This is a genomic window from Allobosea sp. FW305-C-101, from assembly GCF_058783685.1.
The window spans coordinates 1,365,076-1,382,201 of record NZ_JBYSYT010000002.1; the positions used below are offsets into that span (position 1 = coordinate 1,365,076).

Annotated in this window: 12 protein-coding genes; 6 read left to right on the forward strand and 6 right to left on the reverse strand. The window is 67.2% G+C overall.

Annotated features, from left to right (window positions below; translation table 11 throughout):
- Positions 1-15: 15 nt before the first annotated feature.
- Entirely contained in the window at positions 16-921 is a 906-nt protein-coding gene (locus tag AC3WMA_RS14230; protein WP_492285991.1) for a TorF family putative porin, read from the forward strand.
- A 71-nt stretch (positions 922-992) separates the two neighbouring features.
- Here the strand turns inward: AC3WMA_RS14230 and AC3WMA_RS14235 are convergent, their stop codons facing one another.
- From AC3WMA_RS14235 to AC3WMA_RS14250, 4 genes are read right to left on the reverse strand one after another with little or no spacing between them, the layout of a single operon-like run.
- The gene (locus AC3WMA_RS14235) at positions 993-1,664 is read right to left on the reverse strand and encodes an AroM family protein (protein ID WP_492285992.1); all 672 of its coding nucleotides are present in this window, start codon (positions 1,662-1,664) and stop codon (positions 993-995) included.
- Positions 1,665-1,723: 59 nt separating this feature from the next.
- Positions 1,724-3,394: an OPT/YSL family transporter gene (locus AC3WMA_RS14240; protein WP_492285993.1), complete on the reverse strand. Its 1,671-nt coding sequence runs from the start codon at positions 3,392-3,394 to the stop codon at positions 1,724-1,726.
- A gap of 54 nt (positions 3,395-3,448) precedes the next feature.
- Positions 3,449-7,297, reverse strand: a complete 3,849-nt coding sequence (locus AC3WMA_RS14245; RefSeq protein WP_492285994.1) for a hydantoinase B/oxoprolinase family protein — start codon at positions 7,295-7,297, stop codon at positions 3,449-3,451.
- Between the two features lie 25 nt (positions 7,298-7,322).
- The gene (locus tag AC3WMA_RS14250; RefSeq protein ID WP_492285995.1) at positions 7,323-8,096 is read right to left on the reverse strand and encodes an IclR family transcriptional regulator; all 774 of its coding nucleotides are present in this window, start codon (positions 8,094-8,096) and stop codon (positions 7,323-7,325) included.
- A 215-nt stretch (positions 8,097-8,311) separates the two neighbouring features.
- Here AC3WMA_RS14250 and AC3WMA_RS14255 point away from each other — a divergent pair, with 215 nt between their 5' ends.
- Both AC3WMA_RS14255 and AC3WMA_RS14260 read left to right on the forward strand, forming a co-directional pair.
- Positions 8,312-9,280, forward strand: coding sequence for a hypothetical protein (locus AC3WMA_RS14255; RefSeq protein WP_492285996.1), 969 nt, complete (start codon positions 8,312-8,314; stop codon positions 9,278-9,280).
- A gap of 27 nt (positions 9,281-9,307) precedes the next feature.
- Positions 9,308-10,345, forward strand: coding sequence for a DmpA family aminopeptidase (locus AC3WMA_RS14260; RefSeq protein ID WP_492285997.1), 1,038 nt, complete (start codon positions 9,308-9,310; stop codon positions 10,343-10,345).
- Between the two features lie 15 nt (positions 10,346-10,360).
- Here AC3WMA_RS14260 and AC3WMA_RS14265 read toward each other — a convergent pair whose 3' ends face one another.
- Both AC3WMA_RS14265 and AC3WMA_RS14270 read right to left on the reverse strand, forming a co-directional pair.
- Complete coding sequence (locus tag AC3WMA_RS14265; RefSeq protein ID WP_492285998.1) at positions 10,361-11,626, reverse strand: aminopeptidase; 1,266 nt, start codon at positions 11,624-11,626, stop codon at positions 10,361-10,363.
- Positions 11,627-11,774: 148 nt separating this feature from the next.
- On the reverse strand, positions 11,775-12,662 hold the full coding sequence (locus AC3WMA_RS14270; protein WP_492285999.1) for a GntR family transcriptional regulator: 888 nt from the start codon (positions 12,660-12,662) through the stop codon (positions 11,775-11,777).
- A gap of 84 nt (positions 12,663-12,746) precedes the next feature.
- Here AC3WMA_RS14270 and AC3WMA_RS14275 point away from each other — a divergent pair, with 84 nt between their 5' ends.
- The 3 genes from AC3WMA_RS14275 (at position 12,747) to AC3WMA_RS14285 (ending at position 17,118) form a co-directional block, all read left to right on the forward strand.
- On the forward strand, positions 12,747-13,889 hold the full coding sequence (locus tag AC3WMA_RS14275; protein ID WP_492286000.1) for a C45 family autoproteolytic acyltransferase/hydrolase: 1,143 nt from the start codon (positions 12,747-12,749) through the stop codon (positions 13,887-13,889).
- Positions 13,890-13,934: 45 nt separating this feature from the next.
- Positions 13,935-15,491 (forward strand): ABC transporter substrate-binding protein, encoded by a 1,557-nt coding sequence (locus AC3WMA_RS14280; RefSeq protein ID WP_492286001.1) that lies wholly within the window; start codon positions 13,935-13,937, stop codon positions 15,489-15,491.
- 85 nt (positions 15,492-15,576) lie between these two features.
- Positions 15,577-17,118, forward strand: coding sequence for an ABC transporter substrate-binding protein (locus AC3WMA_RS14285; protein ID WP_492286002.1), 1,542 nt, complete (start codon positions 15,577-15,579; stop codon positions 17,116-17,118).
- The last annotated feature ends 8 nt before the right edge of the window (positions 17,119-17,126 follow it).

Below are 17,126 nucleotides of genomic sequence, written 5' to 3' on the forward strand. Positions count from 1 at the left end.
GAGGGGTTTTTGCAGATGCCTGATCTCTTCCGTTCCTCGATTCTGGGCCTGACCCTGGCGGCTGCGATCAGCGGCGCCCAGGCCTCCGACCTGCCGAGCAAGAAGGGCGCACCGCCGGTCCCGGTCGTCCCGGCGATCACCTGGTTCGATATCGCCGTCAACGTGAAGGCCCAGACCGACTACAATTTCCGCGGCATCTCGCAGACTGACCGCAAGCCCGGCATCGGCGGCGGCGCCGAGCTGCAGATCTACAACAACCTGTTCTATGTCGGCGTCTACGGCGCCAGCGTCGACCTCGCCACGCGGCCCGATGCGGAAATCGATTTCTACGGCGGCATCCGCCCGAAATTCGGCGACCTCGCCTTCGACCTCGGCGTCATGCAGTACTATTACCCGAGCGAGAAGCAGCTGATCGACGCCACCGGCGTGTTCTGGACGCCGAAGAACACCGACTACACCGAGGTCTACGGCAAGGTCTCCTATACCTTCGCGGAGAGCCTGACGCTCGGCGCCAATGCCTATTACGCCTGGGACTGGCTCGGCACCGGCGCGAGCGGCACCTACGCCTCGGTGACCGCCAAGTACAACCTGCCCTTCCTTGAGGGCCTCTCGGTCTCCGGCGAACTCGGCCATTACTGGCTCGGCACCACCAATCTCGCGATCTGGTCGACGGTGCCGGCCACAAACCTGCCGGACTACACCTACTGGAACGCCGGCGTGTCCTATAACTGGAAGAACCTCACCGCCGACCTGCGCTACCACGACACCACGCTGTCGAAGACCGAGTGCTTCCTGCTGACGGCAGACCCGCGCGGCATCACGACGGGCAGCGGCCGCTCGAAATGGTGCGGCGCGGCCGTGGTCGCGACGCTCTCCTTCGACATCACCGCGAGCAGCGTCGGCGTCTTCGCGCCGAAATGAGCTGATCGACGCCACGACGAATGCGAAAGGCCGCCCGAAAGGCGGCCTTCTCTTTTGAGACGGCTCCGCCGTCAGGCGATCTCGGAAACCAGCTTGGCGATCAGGCTGTTGGAAAGAATGACAGGCAAGCCGGCGACTGCCGCCTCGCGGCGATGCCGCTCGACGAAGCCCATGCAATCCATCAGCAGGACCTGCGCGCCACGCCCGGCGAGATCGCGGGCTGCCTCCGATACGGAAACCCCATCCCCGCCATAGGGCGAGGCTGCGGCATAGAGCGGCGTGCGCCCGAGCGGCGCCCATTTCCCGGCCTCGGACGCTATCTGCTCGGCCAGCGGCACGATGATGCCGAGCTCGGCGCCCTGCACCAACGCCGCCACGGTCGGCGGCAGGATGCGGTCCGGCTCGATCAATCGCGCTGTCTGCGTCCTCAGGCTCTCGAAATGCCCGGTGCAGAGCATCAGGATCGTCGTGCAGCCCTCGACTTCCAGCATGGCCAGCTTGGCTTGCGCCGCAGTTTCGGTCCGGGCCCGATCGATGACAACCGCGCTGCCGTCGAGCAGCTTGGTGATCAGCACGGGCTTTCCGGCCTCGGCCGCGAAGCCGCGCTCGATCTCGGCACGGCTCAAGCCGTCCAGCACCCCGGCATGGCGCCGTGCCAGGCGCGCATCCAGCACGTCGTCGAGGATCGGCGTGATGTCGTTGCGCGGCGCCTGGCCGATGGTCAGCGTGCCCAGCTTGCTCATGGCGGTCCTCTCTTCCGAAATGAAGAGGCCCCGGGACTATCGCCCGGGGCCTGTCTCGTTCAGCGCTTCCAAAAATTCTTCGAGACGGAGTCGAAGAAGGAGAAGATCGCATCGCCCGCGATGACGCCCGCGGCGAAGACCTCCATGTCGCCCTCGCCGCCCGCGCCGCGCAGCTTCTCCCAGATGACCCGGCAGAGGATACCCGCCAGCACCGCCCAGCCCGCCATCGGGAAGTTGATCAAGAGGCCGGTGGCGAAGAGCACGCCGATCTGCCGCTTCGGACCGCCGATGAACTGCAGGATCGCGCCGGGAATCGCCCAGATGAAGAGCTGCCAGGCCACACCCGGCGCCACGCCCGCCTTGATCGTCGCGGCATAGACCTTGTTCACGGGGGCGACGAGGTTCTGGTCGAAGAAGGACTGGTAGGAGACCAGAACCACCGCGCCCGCCACGACGAAGGCGAACATCGCGGCGAAGAGCTGCTGGCGGCGGCCCTCAAGCTCGAAGGCCGGGTTGGCGCCGTTGCCGCGCAGCAGGTAGCCGGCCTTCAGGTCGTAGCCCATGTCGGCGAAGGCAGGCCCGGTCGCGGCCGAGAAGCCGACGAGGAGCGCCAGAGCCGGCATCGGGAAGCCCAGGAGCATGCCGATGATCAGCGTGATCAGCGCCACCGCGAAGGCCGGGAACCAGCCGGAATGCATCGCGGCGAGGCCCACGATCAATTCATGCACATAGGCCGCGAAGGCCGCATAGAGCACGAACAGGATCAGCATGCCCACCGACATGTCGCTCATCAGCCCGCCGACGACGGCGATGAACACGGCGATCACAAGATAGCCGACAGTGCCGAGCCCGAGCGCGCGCTTCACCTCGGCATCGCTGACACCGGCCTTCGCCTCATCCGCCTTGGCCTCGCCGCGACGGAACAGCAGCAGCGCGACCTGCAGCAGCGCCACCAGCCCCGCGCCGATCATGAAGCCATGAGGGATATAGGCGGCCATCAGGTCGCCCTTCGGGATGATGCTGGCGAAGGTCGGGCCGCTGAAGATCTGGCCGGAATAGCCGCGCAGCAGCAAGCCGATGCCGAACATCAGCAACGCCCAGATATTGCCGATGAAGGCGACGCCGAAAGCCGACATCGGGATGCCCGACACCGCGGTCGAGCCGGCGAAGCCGATCCAGGCCAGCGGGATCTTGATGAAGGAGGCGACGATGCCGGTGCCGAAGCCGATGCCCATCAGCACCGCCTTGCGGCCGCCCTCGTCGCCGGCCTTGATCGCCTCGGCGGCAGCCACGCCCGGCGGCCAGGCGCCCGTCGCCGGGAAGACGCGGGAATCGAACATCCGGTAGAGCAGGTAGGCGTCGAGCAGCATCGCGAAGAAGGCGCCCGCCAGCATCGGCAGGACGAGGTCCGGCCGGCCGAGCAGCCAGGGAATGCCGACCGGCAGGAGCAGGCTGTTTGCCGCGCCGAACGTGGCCGAGGAGATCGCGCTCTGGGCCAGGTTCTGCACATGGATCGAGCGGTAGCGCGCGAAGATCGCGAGCGGCACCCGCGCCAGCGCCATGGCGGCAAGCGCGCCGATCAGCGAGGTGTTGGCGGTGATGCCGAGCGACACCAGAAGCTGCATGCCGATGATCGCGCCGAAGACGCAGAGCACGGCGATGAGCAGCAGCGTCGCCGGCTCGAACAGGCTGGGGTGCTTCTGAGGCACCCCCTCGTTTGGATTGGTCATGCCTCAGTCCCCTCGATGGCCCTTGCCGGGCGTTTGCGTTGTGATCCCTGCCGCTCAGGCAACCAGGATGCCGGCCTTGGCCTCGCCGACATCCTGCGTGGCATGCGCTCCCTGCACGCCGTAATCGCGCTTGGCCGCGTCCGGTGAGACCAGCCCGAGCGCGATGTCGCGGGCGATCGCCTCCCGCGAACGCTCGGAGGCCGGGCCGTAGCCGGCGCCGCCGGCGAGCACGAGCTCGACGATCTCGTGCGGCTGCCGGACCTGGACGAGCTCGCCGGTGCCGACGTCCTTCAGGACATGGCCCTGCTCGTCGATCACCCGGCCCGACGCGCCGCCGCCGGACTTGCCGCCGAACAGGCCCGGGATCGGATTGTTGACCCCCTCCGGATAAAGCGAGACCAGCGTCGGCAACCCGTCATCGGCGAGCTTGCGCAGGCGCACGCGCTGGCCGAGACCGCCGCGATGCTGGCCGGCGCCGCCGGAATCCGTGAGATAGGTCTTCTCGACCACCAGCACCGGCACCCGCGATTCGAAGGTCTCGATCGAGGTGTTCGCGGCGGAAGTCGGGTAGAGCAGGCCCGACTTGCCGTCGCCCTGGGCCGAGCCGCCCTGGCCGCCGCCGACGAAGAGCATGTCGGAATAGGTATCGCCGGCCTGGTCGCGGCCATAGACGCTCGCCGCGACGGGCAGGCCGGTGAAGGCCTGAACCTGCTTCGGCGCCGCCTTGGAGAGGGCGCGGAAGATGTTCGGCGCGAGATACCAGCCGGTGCGGGTGCGCAGGTTCACCGCCAGCGGCTTGTCGCAGTTCAGGATCGAGCCCTTGGGCGCATCGATCGAGAAGGCGCGGTAGCAGCCGGCATTGCCGCGCACGCCCGGCGTCAGCATGCATTTCAGCGGATAGGTCGCATGCGCCATCGTGTAGTTGAGCGTGCAGTTCAGCCCGCCCTGCGCCAGCTGCGGGGGAGCGCCGGCGAAATCGAGATGGATCGTGTCGTCCTTCACCGTCAGCGCCAGCGGATAGGTCATCGGCGTGCCCAGCGGGTTGTTCGAGACCGTGCCGTGATAGACGCCGTCCGGCAGGGCGCGGATGGCCTCGCGCATCGCCTTCTCCGAGCGGCTCTGCACGACATGGGCGAGCGCCCTGAGGTCCTGCATGCCGTAATCGGTGAGGAAGGATTGCAGGCGCTCCGCGCCGATCGCATTCGCCGCGACGAAGGAGTGGAGATCGCCGAGCACCTGCTCGGAATTGCGCACGTTCTCGCCGAGCAGGCGGACCAACGTCTCGTTGATCCGGCCGGCCTCGTAGAGCTTCATCGGCGGGATCTGGAAGCCTTCCTCATAGATCTCGCGGGCCCGCAAGCTGTCCTTCGTGCCGCCGATATCGGAGACATGGCCAACCGTGCCCATCAGGCCGACGACGCGGTTGCCGAGGAAGACCGGCGTCACCACCGCGATATCGAAGAGATGGCCGGCACAGAGCCAGGGATCGTTGGTGATGAGGACATCGCCGGGCTTCAGCGTCTCGGCCGGATAGCGCTCCAGGAGCGCCTTGACCGCGCGCGGCAGCGTCAGGTTGAACACCGGCATGGCGCGAGGCGAATGCGCCAGCGTCTCGCCTTCGGGGTCGAGCAGTTCGCAGGCGAAATCCTGAGCTTCCGAGATCACCAGCGAGAAGGCGGTGCGGCAGACCGTCAGCCACATCTCCTCGACGACGTTGATCATCCGGCTCCACATGATCTCCAGCGAGATCGGATCGGCCTCGATCCGGCGCGCGGCCTCGGCCAGCGGCATGTCGGCGGTGATCGTCGTCTCGGCCGCGTTGGCCTGGCCGACATGAACGATCAGGTTCAGGACATCATCGATGGCGACGCTGTCGCCGGGCGGCACGATCGTGGTCGACTCGCGCTCCTCGATGATCGCCGGCCCCTTGACGGTGTCGCCGGAGCGCAAGGCGTAGCGGTCATAGACCGAAGCCTCGCTCCAGCCGCCCTCGAACCAGGCCTTGCGGGTGCCCTTGATCTTGTTGGTGGCGTCGCCGCCGCCGGCAGCGCCGGAAAGCGAGAGCGTCGGCACCGGGCCGGCGCAGCGGACGCGGAAGTTGATCGCCTCCAGCCGGGCGCCCTCGTAGACCGAGGTATAGCGGGCGGAATAGGCCTTGCTGAACGCCGCGCGGATGGCCTCCAGGCTCGACGCATCGATGGTCCCGGCCGGCAGCGGCACGGAGATGTCGTGCATCTGGCCGACGAGGCGCATGTCGGCCGTGCGCTCGACCGTGACGTCGGCGGGCTTCACACCGGCCTCGGTCAGGTGCTTGCGGCCTTCGACTTCGAGATCGCGCAGCACCGCATTGACGGCGGCCGCATCGAAGCCCTCGGAGAACTCGACCGGCAGCGAGCGCACCATGTCGAAGGAGAGCGGCGCGGCGAGGAAGCCGAGTGCGGACGCGGCGCCGGAAGCCGGCGGGATGATGACCTGCTTGACGCCGAGCACGCGGGCGACGTCGACGGCATGGGCCGGGCCGGCACCGCCGAAGCCGACCATGGCGTAATGGCGGGGGTCCTTGCCCTTCTCGACGAGATGGACCCGAGCGGCAGCGCCCATGCTTTCGACCACGACCTTGTGGATGCCCCAGGCGGCTTCCTCGATCGAGAGGCCGAGCGGCGCGGCGACGGTCGAGACGGCCTTGCGCGCCGCTTCCAGGTCGAGCGCCATGCGCCCGCCCAGGAAGAAGGTCGGATCGTAATAGCCGAGCACGAGATTGGCGTCGGTCACGGTCGGCTTCACGCCGCCCATGCCGTAGCAGGCCGGGCCCGGATCGGAGCCGGCCGAATGCGGGCCGACCTTGAGCAGGCCGACCTCGTCGATCGCCGCGATCGAGCCGCCGCCGGCGCCGATCTCGATCATGTCGATGACGGGCGCCTTGATCGGCAGGCCGGAACCCTTGGCGAAGCGGTTGACGCGGCCGGCTTCCAGCATCGGCGCGATCTCGGCGCGGCCATCCTCGATCATGCAGGCCTTGGCGGTGGTGCCGCCCATGTCGAAGGAGATTACGTCCTTATGGCCGGCGAGTTCGCCGAACAGGGCCGTGGCGAGGCCGCCGCCGGCCGGGCCGCTTTCGAGCAGGCGGATCGGGAAGGTGCGTGCCGTCTCGGGCGAGACGAGGCCACCGGCCGAATGCATCAGCGTCAGCGATCCCGTGAAGGCGCGCGCCGCAAGCTCGCGCTCCAGGCGCTGGAGATAGCGGCGCATCAGCGGCTGGACATAGGCATTGGCCGCCGTGGTGACGAAGCGCTGGTACTCCCAGATCTCGGCGACGACCTCGCTCGACAGCGAGACGGTCAGCTCCGGGCAGGTCTCGCGAACGATCTTGCCGGCGTCCTGCTCATGGGCCGGGTTGCGGTAGCTGTTGAGGAAGCAGACCGCGATCGCCTCGCAGCCGGCGGCTTCGAGCTCACGGGCGGCCTTGCGCACGGCGTCCGCATCGAGCGCGGTGACGACCTGGCCGTCGCGGTCGATGCGCTCGGCCACTTCGAGGCGATGTTCGCGCGAGACCAGCGGGTCCGGGAAGGTCAGGAACAGGTCGTAGATGTCGTAGCGCTGCTCCGTCCCCATTTCGAGGATGTCGCGGAAACCCCTGGTGGTGATCAGGCCGAGCTTCGAGCCCTTGCGCTCGATCACCGCATTGGTGACCAGCGTCGTGCCGTGGACGATGTCGCCGACATCGGCCAGCGTGATCCCGGCCATCTCGGTGAGTTCGCCGAGACCGATCAGCGCCGCTTCCGAGGGATCATGCGGCGTGGTCAGGCGCTTGTGCAGCCGGACCGAACGCTCCTGCGAATCGTACAGGATGAAATCGGTGAAGGTGCCGCCGATATCGAAGCCGATACGCCAACGATTGCTCATGGAGCGGTCTCCGCGATTGAAAGGTTCAAGGAATTGAGATGTTCAAGGGGTAGAAGCGGTTGTCATGGGTGAGGGCCGCAATCTCGGCGGCGCCCTCTCCCAACGAACGGATGATGGCGATGCGCTCGGCCGGCTCGACCGTCGCGGCCGGGAATGACAGGCAGAGCGCGACCTCGTCGCCGGTCGCGGGATCGCCGACGGCGACCGAAAGCGCGCGCACGCCGCGCACCGCCTCGTCGCGGGATTCGGCGAAGCCCTCCTCACGCACCCGCGCCAGGCGATCGAGCAGCTCGCTCATGTCGCGCGGCGCGGTCTCGGACGGCGAGGTGAAGCCCGCCGGATAGAGCGTGCGGATCTGGTCGTCGGGCAGGCGCGCGAGCAGGGCGCGGCCAGTGCTGGAGGCGAAAGCGGGGATGCGATCGCCGATCGAGGTGACGACGCGCAGCGCATGGCGGCCGGGATGGGCTGTGACCGCGACGATCTCGGTGCCGCGCCGGACGCTGACATAGCCGGTATGGCCGATCCGGTCCGAGATCGTCCCGACCACGGCATCGGCGCGGTCGATCAGCGAAGCGGCGAAGCGATAGAGATGGCCGACCTGATTGAGCAGGAGCGAAGGCCGATAGCGCTTGCTCTCGCCAACCGTCTCGAGCAGCCCCTCGTCGCGCATCGCCCGGAGCAACCGCGAGGCGTTGCTCTTCGGCATGCCCAGCAACGTCACCAGATCCGTCACCGTCACATCATGGCGTGTGCTGGAGAAGCAGCGCAGCACATCCACGGCCGACGACAGGATCGACATTGCGGCTTACCTTTAAAGTTCCATTTAATGGAACCATAGTTGCAATAAAAGGGAAAATACGCGAGTTAAGAAAGATGTCAATCCTGTGACCGCGTTTTTGCTTCCCTAAGGTGAGCCTCGCGATCGAGACCGAGTGCCTCGACGCCGCTCCGGCCAGGCTGTATCCCCGCTTCCATGCCGCTTCGGGCCTTAGCCCGCGTCATGGAGAATCCCGGATGAGCGACAGCCTGCTGTATCTTTCGCGCGACGACGTCCGGGCGCTGGCGATCTCGCCTGACGAGGCGCGCGAGGCTGTGCTGCAGGGCTTTCGCGACCACGCCGCTGGGCTGAACCGGAGCATTCCGAAGACGGCGCTGACGCTCGGTCCGGGCCATGGCTTCCAGGCGATGACCGCGGCATCTTCCGCCCAGCAGATCGCCACGGTGAAATGGGTGGCAATGGCCCCGGTCGCAGCGGGCTCGTCCCTGCCGGCCGTCAGCGCGCTGATCTGCGTCAACGACTATGCGACCGGGCTGCCGCGCGCGATCCTCGACGGCGACGAGATCACCCTGATCCGCACCGCCGCGATCACCGCTGCTGCCGCCTCGCGCCTCGCGCCGCCTGCGCCCCGCACCATCGGCTTCGTCGGCTGCGGCTTGCAGGCCCATGCCCATCTCGCCGCCTTCCGCGCGCTCTATCCCGGCCTGACGACGGCGCTGGCCATGAGCCGCAGCCGCGCCTCGGCCGAGCGTCTCGCCGAAGCGGCACGCACGGCCGGACTTTCGGCGCAGGTGCTTGACGATGCCAACGCCCTGCTCGCCGAGAGCGATATCGTGATCTCGATGGTGCCGGGCGGCCCCGGCATGGCGCCTTTCCTCGACGCGCGGCGCCTAAAACCGGTCGCCTTCGCCGCCGCGGTCGATACCGGCCGGAGCTGGCTGCCCGAGACGCTGCCCGCCTTCGACGTCCTCGCTACCGACAGCTTGGAACAGTCGCACGCGCCCTATGACGCCGCCGGCAACCCGGTCACGACCGTCGCCTTCGGCCATGACATGACGGCGTTGGCAGCCGCGCCCCATCCGACGGCCCCGGCTGGCCGCTCCTTCTTCTGCTTCCGCGGCGTCGCGCTGGCCGATCTCGCACTCGCCCATCTCGCCGTCGAGAAGGCCCGTACGCAGGGGCTCGGCACGAGCCTGCCGCGCTGACCTAGCCCAGCTTCACCGGACTCCACCATGACCCAGCGCCTTCGCGATTTCGGCCTCATCTGCGGCATCCTGCAGCCCGGCCCGCTCAACGCGATCACCGACGTGCCCGGCATCAGGCTCGGCCATCTCACTCTGAACGAGGGCGATCTCCGCACTGGCTTCACGGCCCTGCTGCCGCATGACGGCAATCTGTTTCGCCGGAAGGTCCGCGCCGCGGTCGATGTCATCAATGGCTTCGGCAAGAGCGCCGGGCTGATGCAGCTCGCCGAGCTCGGCCAGATCGAGACCCCGCTTCTGCTCGGTAACACGCTCGCCGTCGGCACCGGCTTCGACGCGCTGGTGACCCGCGCGCTCGCCGCCAATCCCGACATCGGCCGGCAGACCGGCACGGTCAATCCGGTCGTGCTCGAATGCAATGACGGCTATCTCTCCGACATCCGCGCCCGCGCGCTGACGCAGGATCACGCCTTCGCGGCGCTCGATGCCGCCGCTTCCGGATCTGTCACGGAAGGCGCGATCGGCGCCGGCACCGGCATGAGCGCCTTCGGCTTCAAGGGCGGCATCGGAACGGCCTCGCGCCGCTTCGAGCTCGACGGTGTCGAGCACACGCTCGGCCTGCTCGCGCTCGCCAATTTCGGCAATGCCGGCGACCTCGTCCTGCCCGATGGCCGCCGTCCGTTTCCGCCGGAAGCGAAGCCGCAAGCCGAGCGCGGCTCGGTCATCCTGGTCATCGCCACCGACATACCGCTGGAATCGCGGCAGCTGCACCGGATCGCGCGGCGCGGCGGCGCCGGTCTCGCCCGGCTCGGCGCCTTCTGGGGCAATGGCAGCGGTGATATCGCCGTTGCCTTCACCACAGCCGACCCGATCGATCACGACCAGCCTGATGATCTCGTGCCATTGCGCGCGCTCAACGAGAACCGCATCGACACGCTCTTCCGCGCCGCCACTGAAGCGACGCAGGAGGCCGTGCTCAACGCGATGGTCGCCGCCCCCGCCACGACCGGACGCGACGGACATCACCGCCCGTCGCTGGGGGATTGGCTCCGGGCGAACGCCAGCTGAGACGGTCGGAGCCGCTCAGGCCCACTCGCCCTTGCGGAACACCGGCACGCGGCGGCCATCCGCGTGGACGCCGTCGATATCGACCGCGCCCGAGCCGATCATCCAGTCGATATGGATCAGGCTCTTGTTGCCGCCCTGCGCCGCGATCTGCTCCGGCTTGAGGTTCGCGCCATCGACGAAGCACTTCGAATAGCACTGCCCGAGCGCGATATGGCACGAAGCGTTCTCGTCGAAGAGCGTGTTGTAGAACAGGATGCCGCTCTTCGAGATCGGCGAGGAATGCGGCACCAGCGCAACTTCGCCGAGCCGGCGTGCGCCCTCATCCGTGTCAAGCACCTTGTTCAGCACCGCCTCGCCGCGTGAGGCCTTGGCCTCGACGATCCGCCCGCCCTCGAAGCGCACCTGGATCTCGTCGATCAACGAGCCCTGATAGGAGAGCGGCTTGGTGCTGGAGACATGGCCCTCGACCCGGCGCGCATGCGGGGTGGTGAAGACCTCCTCGGTCGGGATGTTCGGGTTGCAGACGATGCCGTTCTTGGCCGGCGAGGCGCCGCCCTGCCAGTCATGGCCATCGGCGAGGCCGACCGTCAGATCGGTTCCCGGCCCGGTGAAATGCAGCGAGGCGAAGCGCTGGCCGTTCAGCCAGTCGCGCCGGGTGCGCAGCGCCGCGTTATGCGCAGCCCAGGCCGCGACCGGGTCGGCCTGATCGATACGCGAGGCCGAGAAGATCGCCTCCGCCAGCTTGCCGACCGCAACCTCCTCGGCATCATCCGGAAAGACTTGGCGAGCCCAGGCCGCGCTCGGATAGGCCAGGATGTTCCAGTTGATGTCGAAGCCGGCGATCTTCTCCAACGCCGGCTGATAGGCCAGCGAATTGGCCTTGCTGGCGCGCCCGACCTTGGCCGGATCCTCGTTCGCCAGCAGCATCGGGTTGTCGCCGACGATGGCGAGCCGCGCGGTATTGGCGGCAAAAGCCTCGGCGACGCCCTTGTAGAGCCAGGTCGGGGCCTTGTCGAAGCTCGCATCCGGCGCATGGCGATAACGCGCCAGCGTCACCTCCTCGTCGGCGAGCATCGGCGTGACGATGCCGGCGCCGGCCTTGTAGGCGTGCTCGGCGATGCGCCGGACCAGCGGCAGCGCCGCGACCGGCGCGGTCAGGAACAGGTCCTGCCCCGGCTGGAGATTGAGGCCGACGCGGATGGCGACCTCGGCCAGCTTGTCGAGTTTGGCGGGATCGATGGCAGAGGGGCGCTGATCTTGCGGGCGCTGGTGAACAGTCATGGCATTGGACCTGTCGGATTCGGGATTGCCGCCATTGCTGGCCCAAATCGCCGCCGGGTCAACCACCGCGACGGCAGGACGGCCATCCCGCGACAGCGAGCGAGGAACAGCGCCGTCATTCCGGCGCAGCTCGCTACAAGCCGTTTGCCTACTCCGTCCCCTCCGCCTTGCTCATCCGCTTGAGCTTGCTCGCCCGCAGCAGATGGCTGCGCATCAATGCCGAGGCGACCTCGTTCTCGCCTGCCTCCAGATGGTCGAGCATGGCCATATGCTCGGCGCAGTTCACCCGCACGCGCTCCATGCCCTGGTCCCAGTCGTAGTTCGACAGGCGCCGGAGCTGGTTCTGGCGCCGCATCGCCGAATGGAAGAAGCGGTTTCCGGTGGCGGCGGCCAGCCCCTCGTGGAAATCCGCGTTCATCTCGTAGAAGGCGATGCTCGACGCTTCCCGCCAGGGCCGATTGAGCGACTCGACATGCCGCGCCCGCATCTCGGCGATCCAGCCGGGTTCGAGCTGGAAGCCGGGTTCGAGCATGACCATCGGTTCGATCAGCAGGCGGAAGCGGTAGCTCTCGTCGCGCAGGCGCTGGTCGCGCGGCTCGTGCAGGAAGCGCCAGCCATAGCCCGGCTTGCGCTCGACCATGTCGAGATCGGCGAGGCGCGCGAGCAGCTTCTGCGCCTCGGGCCGGCCGAGCTCGTAGCGCCGCATCACCTCCAGCTCCGAAACCTCGTCCGGCAGCAGGCCGTTCTCGCGCTCGCGCGCCAGCCTGACCATGGCGAGATCGACCGTCTCCGGCGGGCGGGCGCTCTCGTTCGCCGCCGGCAGCTGGATCAGCTCGATGCCCTTGTTGAGATGCCGGCGCACCACGCCCTGCTCGGCCAGATGATCCAGCGCGGCGCGCACGGGCGTGCGCGACACGCCGAGCCGCTTCGCCGTCGCGTTCTCGTTGAGCCACGCACCGGCCGCCAGCGCATCATCGCGCACGAGCTGCAGGATGCGTTCGGCGATCTCCTGTTGCAGCCGTGTCGGCGCCGCCATTGGGAAAGGCCCTTGATTGTTTTAGTTGATGATGAAATACACTACAGCACGATCTCCTGTCAGCATACCGGAAAGATATGCGCCATGGTCCAGCCCTGCCCCTTCGTCGATGTGTCCGGCACCCCCTATGAGCGTGGCCGCCAGCACGGCGCCGCCGTGCCCGGCCGCGTGAAGCGCTCGATCGAGCTCTATGGCGGCCAGCTCGGCGAGCTCGGCTACGATGCCAAGGCCAAGTCGGCGCTGATCGCCGAATTCGCCAAGGAGATCGAGGCCTTCGGCGCGCATTACATCGAGGAGATGCGCGGCATCGCCGACGGCGCCGGCGTCGCGCTCGAAGACATCGTCATGGTCAATGCCCGCACCGAGGTCATCGCCAAGGCACGCCTCGTCAAGAACAAGCCGATCGAGGCCCAGGAGGAACTCGACGACGGCTGCACCGGCGCGATCATCCTGCCCGAGCGCAGCGCCTCGGGCGAATTGATCCACGGCCAGAACTGGGACTGGAAGGCCGAATGCGCGGAGACCGCGATCGTGCTGCGCGTGCGCCGCACCGACGGCCCGGATTTCCTGACCTTCGTCGAGGCCGGCGGCCTTGCCCGCTGCGGCATGAACGCGGCCGGCATCTCGATCACCGCCAACTATCTCGAATCCGAGCGTGATTTCACGCAAGCCGGCGTGCCGCTCGCCCTGATCCGCCGCAAGGTGCTGGAGCAGGAGCATCTCGCCTTCGCGATCAAGGCCGTGGCGACGACGCCCAAGGCCTGCTCGAACAACATGATGCTCTCGACCGTGAAGGGCTTCGGCATCGATTTCGAATGCGCTCCGGACGAGGCTTTCCCGCTTTATCCGCAGGACGGCATGATCGTTCACGCCAACCACTGGGTCGGGCAGATCGCGCTGACCAAGATCAAGGATACCGGCATCCCGCGCGTGCCGGAGAGCTTCTATCGCGACTGGCGCGTCCGCAAGCTGCTCGACGAGGCCGGCCGCAAGCTGACCGTCGACGATCTCAAGCAGGCCTTCTTCGACGATTTCCTCTCGCCCTACTCGGTCTGCCGCCCGGCCCGCCCGAACGAACAGGGCAATCTCTCGGCCACGGTCGCCATGGTGATCATGCAGCCGGCGAAGGGGATCATGGAGGTCGCGCCGCTGCCGGCCCAGAACCGCGTCTTCACCCGCTACAGCCTGACCGAGGATCCCGTGCTGCTCGCCGAAGCGGCTGAGTAAATCGCCAGCACCGCGTCACAACCGAAAAAACAACAGGGGAACATGATGCGCCGAACAACAACCACCACCGCCCTCGCCGCCGCGCTGCTGTGCGGCGGCCTCGTCCAGGTCGCCGGGGCGAGCGCGCTCAAGATCCAGCTGCGCGCCGACATCCGTTCGATCAATCCGGGCGTCAATCGCGATGCCAATACCGACGGCGTCGTCGTGCAGATCGTCGAGGGTCTCGTCGCCTATGGCGAGGACGCCCTGCCGAAGCCGCTTCTGGCCGAGAAGGTCGATATCTCCCCGGACGGCAAGAGCTACACCTTCACGCTCCGCCAGGGCGTGAAATTCCATAACGGCGCAGCCCTGACCGCGGCCGACGTACTCTGGAGCTGGAACCGCTACATGGACCCGAAGACCGACTGGCGCTGCCTTTCGGAATTCGACGGCCGCGGCCAGGTCAAGGTCGAGAAGATCTCGGCGCCTGATGACAAGACCGTCGTCTTCGAGCTGGACAAGCCGAGCGCGCTCTTCCTCTCGGCGCTCGCCCGCACCGATTGCGCCATGACCGGCATCCTCCACAAGGACTCGGTCAAGGCCGACGGTTCCTTCGACAAGCCGATCGGCACCGGCCCGTTCAAGTTCGCGGAATGGAAGCGCGGCGAATACATCAAGCTGGACCGCTTCGCCGACTACGCCTCGCTGCCCGGCAAGATCGATGGCCTGACCGGCGCCAAGAAGCCGCTGGTCGACGAGGTCCGCTTCCTCGTCATTCCCGACAACTCGACCGCCAAGGCCGCCCTGCTGAAGGGCGACATCGACATCGTCCCGGATATCGCCAATACCGACATCGCCGAGCTCAAGAAGAACGACAAGGTCAAGACCTCGGTCGTCACCAGCATGGGCCTCGTCGGCCTGATCATCCAGACGCGCGACCCGCTGCTGCAGAACGTCAAGCTGCGCCAGGCGATCGCCGCCGCGATCGATTCCAAGGAGCTGGTCGGCGCCGTGACCGACGGCATCGGCTCGCCCAACAACTCGATCGTGCCGGCGCTCTCCGCCTATTACGGCCCGGTCCAGAAGCAGGGCTGGAAACACGATCCCGCCGCCGCCAAGAAGCTTCTCGCGGAGGCCGGCTACAAGGGCGAGAAGATCGTGATGCTCGCCAACAAGCGCTATCCCGAGAGCTTCGACGCCGCCGTCGTCGCCCAGCAGATGCTGCAGGCGATCGGCCTCAATGTCGAGATCGAGGTGCTGGAATGGGCGACGCAGCTCGACCGCTACAGCAAGGGCAACTACCAGATGCAGGCCTTCCCCTATTCCGGCCGCATGGACCCCGCCCTGAGCTACGAGTCGATGACCGGCCCGAAGGACAAGCAGCCGCGCAAGCTCTGGGACAATCCGGAGGTGCAGGCCCTGCTCGACAAGTCCATGGTCGTGAACGACAAGGCCGAGCGTCAGAAGATCTTCGACGAATTGCACAAGCGCTTCATCGCCGATGTCCCGATGGTGATGCTCTATAACGGCATCGTCGGCGGCGCCATGGGCGCCAAGACCAAGGGCTATGTCTCGACGCTGAGCTCGCTGCCCCGCGCCTGGGAAGTCAGCACCGGCCCGTAAGGCCACCACCTCACCTTCGCGACCTCCGACAACGCGGCATGCCCCATGGGGCATGCCCGGACGACACGATAACGAGGGAACGGGAATGATCCGCTTTTCGGCCTCTGCCCTGGCGCTCGCGCTCTTCTGTGGTGCGGCGCAGGCTCAGACCATCAATGTCGCGCTCAATGCCGACATCCGCTCGACCAATCCGGGCGTCAACCGCGACGACAACACCGATGCCGTGGTGCTGCACATGGTCGAGGGCCTTGTCGGCTATCGCGAGAACGGCGCCGTCGCCCCCCTCCTCGCCGAGGCCATCGACGTCTCGCCGGACGGGCTGACCTATACCTTCCGCCTCAGGAAGGGCGTGAAGTTCCACAACGGCGCCGAGATGACCTCGGCCGACGTGCTGTGGAGCTGGAACCGCTACATGGACGCGAAGACCGACTGGCGCTGCAAGCCGGAATTCGACGGCCGCATCGGCCTCAAGGTCACGGAAGCGACCGCGCCCGACGCCGCGACCTTCGTGATGAAGCTGGAAAAGCCGAGCGCGCTCTTCCTGGACACCATGGCCCGCACCGACTGCGCGATGGTCGCGATCCTGCACAAGGACTCGGTCAAGGTCGATGGCAGCTGGGACAAGCCGGTCGGCACCGGCCCGTTCCAGCTCGCGGACTGGCGCCGCGGCGAATTCGTCCTGCTGAAGCGCTTCGACGCTTATACCTCGCCGGTCGGCGACAAGCGCGACGGCTATGTCGGCTCCAAGCGCCCGCTCGCGACGGAAGTGAAGTTCCTCGCCATCGCCGATGGCGCGACGGTCAAGGCCGGCCTGATGTCGGGCGCGCTCGACGTCGCCGACGTGCCGGACGAGGACGTGCCGGAGATGAAGAAGAGCGGTCTGCAGGTGCTGACCGCGCCAAGCGCCACCAAACACGGCATCCTGCTCCAGAGCCGCGACCCGTTGCTCGGCGATGCCCGCATGCGCCAGGCGATCATGGCGGCCCTCGATCAGGACGAGATCGTCGGCGCCGTCTCGAACGGGCTCGGCAAGGTCAACCACTCGGCGGTTTATGTCACCTCGCCCTACTATGACGAGGTCCAGAAGAAGCGCTACACGCACGATCCCGCGCGCGTGAAAAAGCTATTGGCCGAGGCCGGCTACAAGGGCGAGACGATCAAGCTGATCGCCAACAAGCGCTCGACCGTGCCGAGCTATCCGATCGCGATCATGGCGCAGGCCATGCTGCAGGCCGCCGGCATCAAGGCCGATATCGAGATCCTGGAATGGGCGACCCAGCTCGACCGCTTCTCGAAGGGCAACTACCAGATGATGTCCTTCAGCTACTCCGCCCGCATCGACCCGGCCCAGAGCTACAACCAGTTCTCCGGCCCGAAGGACAAATTGCCCTCCAAGGTCTGGGACAATCGCGAGGCCGATGCGCTGATCGAGAAGGCGACGCTGGTCAATGACGAGGGCGAGCGCCGCAAGATCTTCGACCAGCTCCATGTGATGATGCTGGCCGATGCGCCGCTGATCTTCCTCTACAACCAGGTCGACACGGCCGTCGTCTCGAAGCGCCTGCAGGGTTTCGCGCCCTGGGTCGCCTCGAAGCCACGCCTCTGGGAGGTCTCCGTCGCCAAGTGAGGCGGTGG

What these genes read in the sequence shown, in the direction of transcription:
- AC3WMA_RS14280 (WP_492286001.1), top strand. Translation starts at nt 13,935, where the DNA reads ATGCGCCGAACAACAACCACCACCGCCCTCGCCGCCGCGCTGCTGTGC.
- AC3WMA_RS14235 (WP_492285992.1), bottom strand. Translation starts at nt 1,664, where the DNA reads ATGAGCAAGCTGGGCACGCTGACCATCGGCCAGGCGCCGCGCAACGAC.
- AC3WMA_RS14240 (WP_492285993.1), bottom strand. Translation starts at nt 3,394, where the DNA reads ATGACCAATCCAAACGAGGGGGTGCCTCAGAAGCACCCCAGCCTGTTC.
- AC3WMA_RS14275 (WP_492286000.1), top strand. Translation starts at nt 12,747, where the DNA reads ATGGTCCAGCCCTGCCCCTTCGTCGATGTGTCCGGCACCCCCTATGAG.
- AC3WMA_RS14285 (WP_492286002.1), top strand. Translation starts at nt 15,577, where the DNA reads ATGATCCGCTTTTCGGCCTCTGCCCTGGCGCTCGCGCTCTTCTGTGGT.
- AC3WMA_RS14245 (WP_492285994.1), bottom strand. Translation starts at nt 7,297, where the DNA reads ATGAGCAATCGTTGGCGTATCGGCTTCGATATCGGCGGCACCTTCACC.
- AC3WMA_RS14250 (WP_492285995.1), bottom strand. Translation starts at nt 8,096, where the DNA reads ATGTCGATCCTGTCGTCGGCCGTGGATGTGCTGCGCTGCTTCTCCAGC.
- AC3WMA_RS14265 (WP_492285998.1), bottom strand. Translation starts at nt 11,626, where the DNA reads ATGACTGTTCACCAGCGCCCGCAAGATCAGCGCCCCTCTGCCATCGAT.
- AC3WMA_RS14260 (WP_492285997.1), top strand. Translation starts at nt 9,308, where the DNA reads ATGACCCAGCGCCTTCGCGATTTCGGCCTCATCTGCGGCATCCTGCAG.
- AC3WMA_RS14255 (WP_492285996.1), top strand. Translation starts at nt 8,312, where the DNA reads ATGAGCGACAGCCTGCTGTATCTTTCGCGCGACGACGTCCGGGCGCTG.
- AC3WMA_RS14270 (WP_492285999.1), bottom strand. Translation starts at nt 12,662, where the DNA reads ATGGCGGCGCCGACACGGCTGCAACAGGAGATCGCCGAACGCATCCTG.
- AC3WMA_RS14230 (WP_492285991.1), top strand. Translation starts at nt 16, where the DNA reads ATGCCTGATCTCTTCCGTTCCTCGATTCTGGGCCTGACCCTGGCGGCT.